The organism is Streptococcus devriesei DSM 19639, assembly GCF_000423725.1.
Lineage (GTDB): Bacteria > Bacillota > Bacilli > Lactobacillales > Streptococcaceae > Streptococcus > Streptococcus devriesei.
Map to the genome: position 1 here is coordinate 49831 of NZ_AUIN01000018.1, position 13021 is coordinate 62851.

Sequence of the window (13021 nt, forward strand, 5' to 3'; positions counted from 1 at the left end):
ACAGCCCATTCTAAAAGGTTTAGCAAGATCATCATAAATGGCATCTGCACTGTTTTAGCTATCCAGTTACAAAAAGCCTGTAATTCAGTTGCCCTATCCTGTATCTTAGTAGCTGCGGGATTTTTTTGCTGCTGCGGCTGTGCTATAATGAATGGCAGGTGATACTATGAAATTAACAATCAAGCAAGACCCGTCTGTTAAAGATACAGCTGTTCATCTGACTTACGGGCAAAAAGATGAATTGGTCAGACGTATTCTTCGTTTTTTAGAGTCTGTTGATAAGCAGCTCAGCTGTTATCTGGATGGTGAAGAATATCTGGTTAACGTGTCTGATATCTACTATATTGAAAGTGTTGATAAAAAGACCTTTATCTATCTGAACCAAGCGGTTTACCAGACCGACTTGCGTCTTTATCAGCTGAATAGCGACCTAGAGTCGTATGGTTTTGTACAGATCAGCAAATCCTGTCTGCTCAACATTGATCGGCTGGCAAGTATGCGTCCGCTCTTTAACAGCCGCATGGAAGCAACTTTGAATAATGGCGAAAAATTGATTGTCAACCGCAGTTACTTGCAGGCTGTCAAGGAAACGTTAAGAGGAGGAGAGGACAGATGAAAAAATGGTTTATCAATGTTTTTGCAACCACAGGACTGTCCCTGCTTTTGGTCGCCTTAGTAGCGCTCTGTCTGGGAGCACATTGGCTGTATCTGGTCTCTATTTTTCAGGTACTCCTCTTAAATATCCTCATTCATCTCACGATATTAGCAACACGTCAGCTAGCTTTGACTTCTTTTCTTTGGCAAGCCTTGCTGGATATAGCAGTGATAGAGGGCTTGACCGGCCTTTTGGGACTTGTTTTCAATTGGAATCAGTGGCTGATGCTGGTTCTGATTGGGTTGATCATGTATGCCGTGTCTCAGATTTTGGATCTTTTTGATCTCAATCAGGAAGCAAAGGAAATCAATGACCTGATTCAAAAACGTCAGCACCGTTAAAAGAGCGGAGGGTTTATGGTTACTAACTCTAAATTAAAACTGTGGTCTTTTATCCTGATGATTTATGGTCTTTGCTTTGCCTGCCGTATTTTGGAATACCTTGTTTTGCGGACCGATCAGACAGTCTGGGGTGAGGCTTTTGTTCATAAATTAGCTGGGATCGCAATTCTCTTTTGGGCAGCTAAAAGCCGTGGTTTCAGTCTGCGGCAGCTGGGATTTTCTAAACGAGGTATTGGGAAGGATCTCTTAAGAGGATTGATTTTTAGCCTTGCTGTTTTTGCTTTGGCTTATGGTGCAGAAATTGCTGCTCTGACTGGCCGAGGGAAATTCCAAGGGTTAGAGGTCTATGTCAGTATTTTTAATATAGATAAAAATATTGAAAAAGAGGCAGCTCCCATTTTCTTTTTGCTTTGCATAGCTGGCAATATCATTAATGTCATTATGGAAGAAGGTATCTTTCGCGGACTTTTTCAAAGACTGCTGGAAGAAAAGTATCGTTTTATCATGGCTGCTGTTTTGTCCTCAATCCTCTTTGGCCTTTGGCATGTGATGGCTCCTATCAGAAGTTTGATTGATGGTGAGACAACGCTGGTGCAAACAGTTGTTCAGACGATAGTGTATATCACAGCCTCTGCTTTAGTAGGATTTACTTTTGCACTTATGACTAAACTGACCGGCAGTCTCTATATGGCGATGATGGCGCATTTTATCAATAACAGCAGCGTCAATCTGCTGCATGTGTTGTCAGAATCCGGCAGTGATGAACTGATGGCAGTGAGAGTGGCTGTTGCTCAAAGCTTAAGTTTATTGCTGGTTCTAGTCTGGTATAGCCATATTCAAAAACGTCACAGAAAGGAAGTAAAAAGCACATGAAGATTTTAGTTGTCGGTTTAGGCGTTATCGGGGCAACTTACGGTTATTTATTTGAAAAGGCAGGTCATCAGGTTGAGCACTATATTCGTGACAGCAGCAGTCGAACAAAGCTTGCTGTTCTGGACGTAGACCTCTTAGACGGCAGAAAAAGTAAGACAGGCTTACATGTGCAGGATCTTTACCATGTCCAAAAACAAAGTCAAAGAGCCTATGATTTTATTTTTGTCAGTCTCCCTGAAGGAAAGATTAGGGAAGCTATCGATTACCTGCAGGAAAATCAGATTTCCGGTAAGATTTTGCTGGCGTGTGGGATTTGGCAGGATAGGCATTCCTTAGATGAGCTGATGAAAGGACGTGACTATATTCTGGGCTATCCCGTAGCTGGGGGACGAATTTCTGACAAGCAGCTGACTGCCTGTGTCTTTGATCATTTTATGCTGGAAGAAAAGGGCAAAGCGAGGATTTCCAACTATACGGATTTAGAAAAACTCTTTTCCAGCTGTCAGATCCAGCTGGAAAAGCCTTACGATATGCTGGAGTGGATTTGGCTGCACATGGCCATTAATGCCGGTGTTATCTCCACCATAGCTGCTCATGCCGATCTTAAGAATCCCAGTCAAGCAGCTGAAAATATGATTAGCTCAACTCAGTCGCTTTCTCAAGCTGTCAGAGCTATTCGTGAAACTGCTAAAATTGTAAAGAGCAGAGGGGTAAATTTGAAGTACTATCGGAACGAATTGCTGCCCTACCGACTGCCAGTCTGGCTTTCTGCACCGCTTATGAAACGCATGTTTGCTAAAAATATTCTGAGCCGCACGATTATAACCCTGCATAACAATCTGCCCGACTTGTTTTTTGTATGTCAATGCCTCTATGATCTCGGCAAAAAGAAGCAGGTAGCGGCACCGACCTTTTATAAAACTTATAAAGAAGCTTTGCAAAAGGTGAGCGGCAATAAAATCGAATTTTGAGAGCTGGTTAATACGTTAATCAGCTTTTTTATTGATGCTGACAGCTGTCGGGCAGCAAGGTTTATAAAATGGAAAAAGGAGCTGGGTTCAGCTCCTTTTCGTATAACTAAGTAGGAGGTCATTTATGTTAGCAGCATTTGATGAAGAAGGAAAGCTTGTGAATCTGGCTGAAGCCGTTCCTCGCAAACAGCATTTTACCTGCCCGGCTTGTGGGGAGGCAGTGCGCCTTAGGCACGGCTCCGTTATGCGGCCGCACTTTGCTCACATTAGTCTTCAAAACTGCCGATTCTACAGTGAGAATGAATCAGCAGAACACTTGGGTTTAAAAGCGGAGCTTTATAAAAGTTTTTCGGCATTTTCTTTAGTTGAAGTAGAAAAGCTGCTGCCTGAATTAGGGCAGATAGCAGATCTTATGGTCAATGAAAAGTTAGCGTTGGAAGTTCAATGCAGCCGCTTGTCTAAGGAACGCTTGCATGAGCGAACACAAGCCTACCTAGAACATGGCTGTCAGGTCCGCTGGCTGCTGGGGGAAAAGCTTTGGCTGGACAGAACGCTGACCAGCCTTCAGCGAGATTTACTCTATTTTTCAGCCAATATGGGCTTTCACCTCTGGGAGTTAGATTTGGACAGGCGCTGCCTGCGTCTGAAATATCTCATTTATGAAGATTGGCACGGACATGTTCATTATCTGGTAAAAGAGTGCCCTTTTGACGATAATCTTTTGACTTTTCTGCGCCTGCCTTTTATTAAACAGAAGATGGCTTCCTATTATGTCAAAATGGATCAGCAGCTCCTGACTTATATTCAAAGGCAGCTGGCAGGACGCAATCCTCATTGGCTCAAAAGACAAGAAGCTGCTTATTTAAAAGGAACTAACCTGCTCAGCCTAGATGTGGCGGCTTTTTATCCGCAGGTCAGACCGCTTGAAAGCGAAACTGGTTTTTGCCAAATTACTCAAGATTTATCAAACTTCTATACAGCCTTTTTCCAATATTATCGCAGCCAAGAAAATAAAAGCATTCAAAGACTCTATCCGCCGGCTTTTTATGAAAAATAAACAATCTTTTAACAGATTATTGTGGAAGAAATTTAACTGTTAAGAACGTCATTTTTCTTTTAAAATAAAGACAGAGGTGGTCTGTATGAAACGATGGCAAACTATTTTACAATTATTATCCAAAGATGAGTTTACGACAGCAGAAAGTTTAGCTGCCAAGTTAGAAGTCAGCAGCAGAACTGTTCGAAACGATATTGCCTGGCTGAATAAGGATTTAAAAAAATATGGAGCAGTCATTCTTGCTAAGTCAAGAAAGGGATTTCTTTTGCAAATTACGGATGAAGAAGCCTATTCTTATTTCTTTAACAGATTAAAAAATCAAGATTTAGTCAGTGAAGATAACCGAGTACAGCAGTTGTTGGAATATTTGTTAATGGCAGCTGATGCGGTAAAAATAGAAGATTTGTGTGATATTTTTTTCGTCAGCCGCTCCACTGTTAAAAATGATTTAAAAAAAGTCCGAAAAAGATTGCAGAAATATGGTATTTACCTTGACTATCGGGCTAATCAAGGATTGAAAGTCATCGGCAATGAGCAACAGCTGCGCCTTTGTCTGGCACGTTCAAAAATGGAGGATTCTGTTCAATTTGGCAAACAAAATGATAGTTTGGAAATAATTAAAAGGATTATTCAAAGACAAGCCGATAAATATAGATTTGGAATCTCTGATTTTTCGATTAATAATTTAGCTATTCATATTTATATTGCCCTGAAGAGACTTCAGTCTGGAAGGGTGATTGAGCTGATAGACAGTGCCAAAAAAGAGGTTGCACAAAGTGCAGATCTTGACATGGCTTTAGCCATTGTTGATGATTTGGAGACTGTATATAATGTCCAGTTTCCACAAAGTGAGATTTATTATCTGCTTTTACATCTGTCCAGTAAAAAAATTATTAGTCTTGATTCGCTGACTGCCAATACCGTTGTTAGTGATGATATTTATAAAATGGTATTAACAATGCTTGAGCAGGTTAACCTTGTCTTTAAAATTGACTTTAGATATGATTTAGAATTAATTACTTTGCTGTCACTTCATCTAATTTCTTTTCAAGTCAGAATCCTTCATGATTTATCATCATATAACCCTATGATGGATGAGATTAGGCATCATTATACTTTGGCTTATAACATGGCAACAATCGCCTGTGAGAAACTAGAGGAAAAATATCATAAAAAAATAACATTAGATGAAATTGCCTATATTGCTCTTCATTTTAATGTCGCTCTGGAGAAAAAACGGACTAAGAAAAAGGAGAAGGTTCTAATTGTTTGTGGGGAAGGCCGGGCCAATTCAGAATTACTAGTCTATCAGGTTCAAAAACATTTTGGGAACCAGTTGACTATTGCCGGTACCATCAATTTGTTTCAGCTGGAGAAGGTCAATTTTAAGCAGATTGATTATGTTCTAAGTACCGAGGTGATTACACAAAAAATTCCGATTCCTATTATTGAGATTAACAGTTTATTGGCAGAAGAAGAAGTTGAGCAAGTCAGTCAAAAGTTAAAAAATGTTCATGGACATCAGTTTATTAATTATTTTAAGCCAAACTTATTTTTTAAAATTCCGGCACATCAGCAAAAAACGGCTGCTTTAAGTTATTTATGTGAGGCTATAGGCCGGCAAATTTCCTTGCCGAATGGTTTTTATCAGTCAGTATTGGACAGAGAAAACATCGGACATACTGCCTTTGGCAACGGCGTGGCTATACCGCACCCCATAAAGCCCATAGGTCAGCAAAGTTTTATTGCTGTTGGCATTTTAGATAAAAAAATCCTTTGGGACGAAGAAGATGTTCAGCTCATATTTTTATTGTCAATGAAGGAAAATGGTGATGAAAATATGCAGGATCTATATAAGATTCTCAGTAGAATTATTAGCAGCAAAGCTTATGTCAATCAAATTATTAAAGCTGGGACGTTTATTGAGTTTAAAGAACTTATTATCAAAATTGTAGAGAGCATGAGTTAGTATTTTCCGCTTTTTTCTTGAAAAAGACTGTCTTTTCATTTTTTCTTGGACATGTTTTAATGAATTTACTAGTAAGGAGGCGGATATTATGTTTGAAAGGCATTTAGTAAATTTTTCTCAAGAAACTTATCAAAATAAGTATCAGGTAATTGAGTCAACGGGGCATCTTCCTAATAAACATATTGATAATGCAGATCTCTATATTCAAGATGTCAAAGAAAGGGAAGACGCTGTACCTACTTATATTGGTTTTGGTATTGCTATTCCTCATGCTGTATCAGAAGGTGTCAAGGAACCTTTTGTTATTTATCGCAAATTAAAAGAGCCTTTGATTTGGAGTGAGGATAGTGAAAAGGTTTCCCATATCTTCATGATTGGTGTTCCAAAAGACAAGGGGTCCAAGCAGCATTTGAAAATCATTTCAGAACTAAGTAAGAGCTTGATGAGAGAAGATTATCGCAATCAGCTTCTTCATGCAGAAAATGAAGATAGCGTCTACCGCTTATTACAGCAAATAGAAGAGAGGTTATCCTGATGAAATTAGTAGCAGTATGCGCCTGTACAGCAGGAATTGCCCATACCTATATGGCTCAAGAAGCTATTGAGCAAGAATGTCGTAAACGAGGCATTGACTGTAAAGTTGAAACGCAAGGAGGAATGGGCATTGATAATGAATTAACTGAAAAAGAGATTAATGAAGCAGATGCGGTTGTTTTAGCTATCGCTATTGGCATTAAAGGAGAGGAGCGCTTTGATAAGCAAAAAGCTGCGGGGAAATGTATTGAGGTTGATCCTTCAAAAGCCATTAAAAATATTACAGGTGTTATTGACGACGCAGAAAAACTGACGACCGGCAAACAAAGTAAGGGGATGAAAGATCTAGGCAATACTTTGTTTAAAGCGTTTAATACTGGGATTTCTTATTTTCTTCCGGTTATCATAGTTGGCGGTATGCTTTTCTCTTTTACCCTGATGACCGGAAAAATTGAACATGGGGAAATCACACCGTCCAATCAGTTTTTTAAAACACTCTATGATATGGGGCAAGCAGGCTTTGCTATGATGGTCCCAGTCTTGTGTGCCTATATTGCCTATGCTATTGCTGGGAAACCAGCTTTGGCACCAGGTTTTATTCTAGGATATGTGGCTAATAATCCTATAGGAGCTGATAAATTGTCAACTGGATTTTTAGGAGCTATGCTGCTTGGGGTAATTATTGGATATCTTGTTAAATGGATTAAGACTTGGAAAGTACCTCAAGTGATTCAAGCTGTTATGCCAACGATGATTGTACCACTGATAGCAACCCTGATTGTCGGAATAGGATATGCTTATATCTTGATTTATCCACTAGATGCTTTTGTCAAGCTTATGGTTAGTGTACTTAGTAGTTTAAATGGCTTTGGTGCAGCAGCTCTTGGAATCGGAATCGGTGTTTTAGCTGCTTTGGATATGGGCGGCCCCTGCAGTAAAGCAGCTACAGCCTTTACGTTGGCTCTAATGGCAGAAGGAATCAACGGACCCAATGGAGCATTTAGGCTATGCTGTGCTGTTCCGCCATTAGGTCTGGCTCTCTCGTCTTTAATTATTTCAAGACAAAAGTACACAGAAGCTGAAAAGCAATTTGGCATTTCTGCCCTGTTTCTCTCAAGTGCGGGTATTACAGAAGGCGCCATTCCTTTTGCTGCCAAAGATTTTAAACGTGTTATCGTCTCTATTGTTATTGGAACAGCTGTAGCAGGAGTGCTTGGCATGCTTCATGGTGTTGAATCCATTGTTGCTTTCGGTGGTATTGTTGCCATTGGCGGTGTAACAAAAGGTGCTCTTTGGTATGTTGTAGATATGCTGATTGGAGCTTTGGTTATTGCAGGTATTTTGCATGTTTGGAAACCTGATCTAGATGCTGATGGAAATCCAATTATCAAAACTTAATTTTGAAGTATGAGAAAGTACAGGGCGAGCTTATCGCCCTTACTTTTTTATGATCAGATTAATATATATGAAACATGAATTTGCTTTCTTAATACCCGCTTTTTATGTTAAAATGGTTGATAATGACAGCGAAAGAGGGGAAGCAAATGTCTGATAATCGTAAGCATATTGAGAAAAGATACCAGTGGGATTTAACAACCGTCTTTTCAAAAGATAAGGATTGGGAAAACGAGCATCAAGCACTCGACAGAGAGTTTGAAAAAGCTAAGGCTAAGGCAGGGCATCTTCTTGATTCCGGCCAGAGCCTGCTGGAGATTACTGAACTTTACCTGGCTTTGAGCCGCCGCTTGGAAAAAGTTTATGTGTATGCTTCTATGAAAAATGATCAGGATACAACAGTAGCTAAATATCAGGAATTTCAGGCCAAGGCAACTGCTCTGGTGGCAAAATTCAGCCAGACCTTTGCTTTTTATGAACCTGAATTCATGCTGCTGTCTGAAGAAAAGTATCAGGATTTTTTGGCAGACTGTCCCCAGCTGACTGACTACAGCCATTTCTTTGAAAAATTATTTAAGCAAAAAGAGCATGTCCTGTCGCACAAGGAAGAAGAATTGTTGGCTGCGGCTGGTGAAATTTTCGGTTCGGCCGGTGAAACCTTTGAGATTCTGGATAATGCCGATATTGTCTTTCCGGTGATTCTGGATGAGAATGGTCAAGAAGTGGAATTGTCACATGGCAATTTCATTACGCTGATGGAATCCAAGGACCGTCAGGTCCGAAAGGCTGCCTATGAGGCTTATTACAGCGTCTATGAGCAATTTCAGCATACCTACGCCAAAACCTTGGAGACCAATGTCAAGGTTCATAATTTTAAGGCTGAGACAAGAAAATATAAAAATGCGCGTGAGGCCGCTCTGGCTGAGAATTTTATCCCGGAAAGTGTCTATGATACCTTACTAAAGGCTGTTAACAGGCACCTGCCCTTGCTTAGACGCTATGTTAAACTTCGCCAGAAAATTTTAGGACTTGATGATCTTAAAATGTATGATATTTACACGCCTTTATCAGAGATGGATATGAGTGTCACCTATGATGAAGCCTTGAAAAAAGCCGAGGAAGTACTGGCAGTTTTTGGCAAAGATTATTCAGAACGCGTGCACCGTGCTTTTACAGAGCGCTGGATTGACGTTCAGGTCAATAAGGGCAAGCGCTCAGGTGCTTATTCCGGTGGGTCTTACGATACCAATGCTTTTATCCTGCTCAACTGGCAGGATACGCTGGACAATCTATTTACGCTGGTTCATGAGACGGGACACTCTATCCACTCAGTCTTTACCCGTGAGAATCAGCCCTATGTTTATGGAGATTATTCCATTTTCCTGGCTGAGATTGCCTCAACAACCAATGAAAACATTTTAACCGAGATGCTTTTAAAAGAAGTGACAGATGACAAGCAGCGCTTTGCCATTCTCAACCATTATCTTGATGGCTTCAAGGGGACTGTTTTCCGGCAAAGTCAGTTTGCCGAGTTTGAGCAGCGCATCCATCAGGCCGCTCAAGCAGGTGAGGTATTAACCAGTGACTATTTGAATAATCTTTATGCCGAGCTGAATGAGAAATACTATGGCTTAGCCAAAGAAGAAAATCCTCAAATTCAATTTGAATGGGCAAGGATTCCGCATTTCTACTATAATTTCTATGTTTATCAGTACGCAACAGGCTTTGCAGCGGCCAGCTATCTGGCTCAGAAGATTGTTTACGGAAAGCAGGAGGACAAGGATAAGTACCTGAACTACCTGAAAATGGGCAACTCAGATTACCCTCTTGCAGTTATTGCTCAAGCAGGAGTTGATATGACTAAGGGTGATTATCTTGATGCTGCCTTTAAGGTCTTTGAAGAACGGCTGACAGAATTGGAAGAATTGGTTGAAAAAGGTATACATCGTAAGGAAGGAATATGACACAAACAACATTTATCTGGGATTTTGATGGGACTCTGGTGGAGTCCTATGAAGCCATTCGCGAGGTTTTGATCTTGCTTTATAAGTCCTATGACCTGCCCTTTGATGAGGACTGGGTTATGGATTATATTATTAAAGAATCGGTCGGCAGTTTGTTAAGAAAGCTGGCAGCCAAATACCATCTGTCTTTTGACGAAATGCTGGATTTTTTTAATCGTGAGCAAGAAGTGCGTGACTATATGATCAGCCTCATGCCCTATGCCAAAGAGGTTCTGCAGGAGACCAAGGAAAAGGGTGTCCGGCATTTCATTTATACCCACAAGGGAGCGACAACGCAATCAGTACTTGAGCGCTTGGGGATTGACCGATTTTTCACGGAGGTCATTACCTCTGCCAATGGTTTTGCCAGAAAACCTCATCCTCAAGGAATCCGCTATCTGGTGGATAAGTATGATTTGGATAAATCGCAAGTCTATTATATCGGTGACCGCAGGCTGGATGCAGAAGCGGCGGCAAATGCCGGTGTCCAATCTATCAACCTTCATCAGCCCAACTCAGCTGTCAATCGTAAGATTGAGACTTTGAAAGATTTGCTTCTGCTGGAAGAGCTTTAAGAAAGAATTCTCTGGGCAGTGCCAGAGAATTTTTGTTATAATAAAGACATTATGGTTAAAACGTACAGTAAAAATGCCAACCGCAATATGCGCCGGCCTGTAGTAAAAGAAGAAGTTGTTCGCTTTATGCGTGAACATCAGGCTCAGAATACAGGTTTTCTAAAAAAATTGGAAGATTTTGCACAGTCTGAAAATATTCCGATCATCCCGCCGGAAACATCAGCCTATTTTCGGCTGCTGATGCAGGTTCTGCAGCCCAAAAAAATTCTGGAAATCGGGACAGCGATTGGCTTTTCAGCACTTTTAATGGCAGAGAATGCACCTTCGGCTGGGATTACAACGATTGACCGCAATCCTGAAATGATAGCTTTGGCTAAGGACAACTTTGCCAACTATGACAGCCGCAGGCAGATTCGCCTTATTGAAGGTGAGGCTTCAGATATTTTAGCTGAGCTTGACGAGACTTATGATTTTGTCTTTATGGACTCGGCAAAATCAAAGTATATTGTCTTTTTACCTGCTGTTTTAGAACATTTGGCTGTCGGCGGTCTTGTTGTGCTGGATGATGTTTTTCAAGGGGGCGATGTGACCAAGCCGATCGAAGACATTCATCGCAGCCAAAGGGCGATCTATCGAGGTCTGCAGAAATTATTTGACGCAACCCTAACCAATCCCGATCTGACAGCCAGTCTCCTGCCGATTGGCGATGGTTTGCTCATGATTCGCAAGAACACTAAAGAGGCCAGACTGCCTGATTAAGTCATCTTTAAGAAATTATGATATAATGAAAGGGTTAATGACAAAAAGGAGTTTATTAAGAATGAAAAAACGGACGATTGTTACAGGACTTGTTACCTTACTTTCTGTTGTCACATTGGCAGCCTGTTCCAAGACAACACAAAACAGTAAAATCATTACCATGAAAGGTGACACCATCACTGTCTCAGACTTTTATAATGAAGTTAAAGAGTCAACCGCTTCTAAACAAGCTGTGCTGTCTCTTGTTGTTTCAAAAGTCTTTGAAAAACAATACGGAGACAAGGTTTCTGACAAAGAAGTGACCAAGGCTTATAACCAAGCAGTCAAATACTACGGTGATTCTTTCTCAAGTATTCTGGCTTCTCGCGGCTACACCAAGGAATCCTATAAAAAGCAGATTCGTTCTGAAAAATTATTGGAATATGCTGTGAAAGAAGAAGCGAAAAAAGATTTGACAGATGCTAACTATAAGGCTGCTTATGAGGATTACAAACCGGAAGTAACGGCTCAGGTTATCCAGCTGGATGATGAAAATAAGGCCAAATCTGTTTTAGAAGATGCCAAAGCAGACGGTGCAGACTTTGCTAAAATCGCCAAAGATAATACTAAGGGCGACAAGACCGAGTATACGTTTGATTCAGGCTCAACAGACCTTCCAAGTCAGGTGATGACGGCTGCTTTAGCGCTTGATAAAGACGGCGTGTCTGATGTCATCACAACAGCAGATTCTTCTACTTACAAGCCTGTCTATTACATTGTCAAGGTTACTAAGAAAGAAAATAAAAATGCTGACTGGAAAGCTTATAAAAAGCGCCTGAAAGAAATTATCATCAACCAAAAACTGGCCGATACTAATTTCCGCAATGCTGTTATCGGCAAGGCCTTCAAAAAAGCTAATGTCAAAGTTAAAGACAAGGCGTTCAGTGAGATTCTCTCACAATATGCCACAGCAGGCGAAGGTGACTCTTCTGCTTCAACAACGACAACAGCAGCTTCAAGCGATGATGCAACAACAGCTGCCGATGACCAAACGACAAATGCTGAAACAACAGCGGCAGAGTAATCTGTAAGGATTGACGAATGCTGCAAAAGACAGTATAATTGACCTATCAAGAATTGATTTTTATGCCCTTGCCTCAGAAAAATAGCGGTTGATGCGAGCTATGCAAAGCGAAAAATCTTGCTGCTTGATTGAAGTTAAATAAAATAAGAAAATAAGAATGACAAGTTCATTGAATGAAGGTGGTACCGCGGTTTTTTCGCCCTTCTTGCAGTGGACTTGTTTTTTTGGAGAAAAGGTTATGAAGAATTTTCAGATTAAACAAAAAATGTGGTCGCTTGGCGGTAAATTTACTATTACAGATGAGGCTGGTCTGCCCTCTTATGAAGTGGTTGGGAGCTTTTTGCAAATTCCTAAAACCTTTACAATTTACGATATGCAGGGCAATCAGGTCAGTCATATTCAAAAGAAAACCTTGTCTTTTCTTCCTAAATTTTATGTGAACCTAAGCGATGGCTCTTCATTTTCCTTGAAAAAGGATCTGTCGTTTTTCAAACCTCATTACACCATCGAAAATCTGGGTATGGAAATTCAAGGCGATTTTTGGGACATGAATTTTCGTCTCCTAAAAAATGGTCAGGAAGTTGCCAGTATTTCTCAGGAGTGGCTGCGCCTGACCTCGACATACAATATTAAGGTTTATGATGACCAGTATGCGGATATGGTGATATCACTTGTCATTGCCATTGACTATGTCAAAGAAATGGAACACAGCGCAGCAAATTCTGCCAGTAATTAAATGTCACTCTAAGACTCTCATCATTAATTTAAGAAAGGAATGAAGACAGAGCTAACCTCTGTGAAAACAAGGTAAAGCTCTTGCTATTTT

Annotated in this window: 13 protein-coding genes; all 13 read left to right on the forward strand. The window is 40.5% G+C overall.

Features of this window, described 5'->3' with window-relative positions:
* The first annotated feature begins 166 nt into the window (after positions 1–166).
* The 13 genes from G573_RS0104430 to G573_RS0104490 all read left to right on the forward strand — a co-directional run bounded on the left by G573_RS0104430 (position 167) and on the right by G573_RS0104490 (position 12931).
* The gene (locus G573_RS0104430; RefSeq protein WP_027975576.1) at positions 167–616 is read left to right on the forward strand and encodes a LytTR family DNA-binding domain-containing protein; all 450 of its coding nucleotides are present in this window, start codon (positions 167–169) and stop codon (positions 614–616) included.
* Complete coding sequence (locus G573_RS0104435; RefSeq protein ID WP_027975577.1) at positions 613–996, forward strand: hypothetical protein; 384 nt, start codon at positions 613–615, stop codon at positions 994–996. The genes G573_RS0104430 and G573_RS0104435 overlap by 4 nt, the downstream gene beginning before the upstream one ends.
* A 15-nt stretch (positions 997–1011) precedes the next feature.
* Entirely contained in the window at positions 1012–1869 is an 858-nt protein-coding gene (locus tag G573_RS0104440; RefSeq protein ID WP_027975578.1) for a CPBP family intramembrane glutamic endopeptidase, read from the forward strand.
* On the forward strand, positions 1866–2840 hold the full coding sequence (locus G573_RS0104445) for a ketopantoate reductase family protein (protein WP_027975579.1): 975 nt from the start codon (positions 1866–1868) through the stop codon (positions 2838–2840). Before G573_RS0104440 ends, G573_RS0104445 begins: the two co-directional genes overlap by 4 nt.
* A 124-nt stretch (positions 2841–2964) precedes the next feature.
* Positions 2965–3897, forward strand: a complete 933-nt coding sequence (locus G573_RS0104450; protein WP_027975580.1) for a competence protein CoiA — start codon at positions 2965–2967, stop codon at positions 3895–3897.
* 85 nt (positions 3898–3982) lie between these two features.
* Positions 3983–5866, forward strand: coding sequence for a BglG family transcription antiterminator (locus tag G573_RS0104455; protein WP_027975581.1), 1884 nt, complete (start codon positions 3983–3985; stop codon positions 5864–5866).
* A gap of 88 nt (positions 5867–5954) precedes the next feature.
* Complete coding sequence (locus G573_RS0104460; protein WP_027975582.1) at positions 5955–6401, forward strand: PTS sugar transporter subunit IIA; 447 nt, start codon at positions 5955–5957, stop codon at positions 6399–6401.
* Entirely contained in the window at positions 6401–7798 is a 1398-nt protein-coding gene (locus G573_RS0104465) for a fructose-specific PTS transporter subunit EIIC (RefSeq protein WP_027975583.1), read from the forward strand. Before G573_RS0104460 ends, G573_RS0104465 begins: the two co-directional genes overlap by 1 nt.
* A 146-nt stretch (positions 7799–7944) precedes the next feature.
* Positions 7945–9759 carry an oligoendopeptidase F gene (gene pepF / locus G573_RS0104470; protein ID WP_027975584.1) on the forward strand — a complete coding sequence of 605 codons (1815 nt, stop codon included), beginning with the start codon at positions 7945–7947 and terminating at the stop codon, positions 9757–9759.
* Positions 9756–10373, forward strand: coding sequence for an HAD-IA family hydrolase (locus G573_RS0104475; RefSeq protein WP_027975585.1), 618 nt, complete (start codon positions 9756–9758; stop codon positions 10371–10373). Before pepF ends, G573_RS0104475 begins: the two co-directional genes overlap by 4 nt.
* A gap of 51 nt (positions 10374–10424) precedes the next feature.
* Positions 10425–11132, forward strand: a complete 708-nt coding sequence (locus G573_RS0104480; RefSeq protein ID WP_027975586.1) for an O-methyltransferase — start codon at positions 10425–10427, stop codon at positions 11130–11132.
* Between the two features lie 61 nt (positions 11133–11193).
* Positions 11194–12195 carry a peptidylprolyl isomerase PrsA gene (gene prsA / locus G573_RS0104485; protein ID WP_027975587.1) on the forward strand — a complete coding sequence of 334 codons (1002 nt, stop codon included), beginning with the start codon at positions 11194–11196 and terminating at the stop codon, positions 12193–12195.
* A 238-nt stretch (positions 12196–12433) separates the two neighbouring features.
* Positions 12434–12931: an LURP-one-related/scramblase family protein gene (locus G573_RS0104490; RefSeq protein WP_027975588.1), complete on the forward strand. Its 498-nt coding sequence runs from the start codon at positions 12434–12436 to the stop codon at positions 12929–12931.
* Positions 12932–13021: the final 90 nt, after the last annotated feature.

Excerpts from the sequence above, each read along its gene's own strand:
- prsA (WP_027975587.1), top strand. The coding sequence starts at position 11,194 with ATGAAAAAACGGACGATTGTTACAGGACTTGTTACCTTACTTTCTGTT.
- G573_RS0104460 (WP_027975582.1), top strand. The coding sequence starts at position 5,955 with ATGTTTGAAAGGCATTTAGTAAATTTTTCTCAAGAAACTTATCAAAAT.
- G573_RS0104490 (WP_027975588.1), top strand. The coding sequence starts at position 12,434 with ATGAAGAATTTTCAGATTAAACAAAAAATGTGGTCGCTTGGCGGTAAA.
- G573_RS0104440 (WP_027975578.1), top strand. The coding sequence starts at position 1,012 with ATGGTTACTAACTCTAAATTAAAACTGTGGTCTTTTATCCTGATGATT.
- G573_RS0104480 (WP_027975586.1), top strand. The coding sequence starts at position 10,425 with ATGGTTAAAACGTACAGTAAAAATGCCAACCGCAATATGCGCCGGCCT.
- G573_RS0104450 (WP_027975580.1), top strand. The coding sequence starts at position 2,965 with ATGTTAGCAGCATTTGATGAAGAAGGAAAGCTTGTGAATCTGGCTGAA.
- pepF (WP_027975584.1), top strand. The coding sequence starts at position 7,945 with ATGTCTGATAATCGTAAGCATATTGAGAAAAGATACCAGTGGGATTTA.
- G573_RS0104475 (WP_027975585.1), top strand. The coding sequence starts at position 9,756 with ATGACACAAACAACATTTATCTGGGATTTTGATGGGACTCTGGTGGAG.
- G573_RS0104435 (WP_027975577.1), top strand. The coding sequence starts at position 613 with ATGAAAAAATGGTTTATCAATGTTTTTGCAACCACAGGACTGTCCCTG.
- G573_RS0104430 (WP_027975576.1), top strand. The coding sequence starts at position 167 with ATGAAATTAACAATCAAGCAAGACCCGTCTGTTAAAGATACAGCTGTT.
- G573_RS0104465 (WP_027975583.1), top strand. The coding sequence starts at position 6,401 with ATGAAATTAGTAGCAGTATGCGCCTGTACAGCAGGAATTGCCCATACC.
- G573_RS0104455 (WP_027975581.1), top strand. The coding sequence starts at position 3,983 with ATGAAACGATGGCAAACTATTTTACAATTATTATCCAAAGATGAGTTT.
- G573_RS0104445 (WP_027975579.1), top strand. The coding sequence starts at position 1,866 with ATGAAGATTTTAGTTGTCGGTTTAGGCGTTATCGGGGCAACTTACGGT.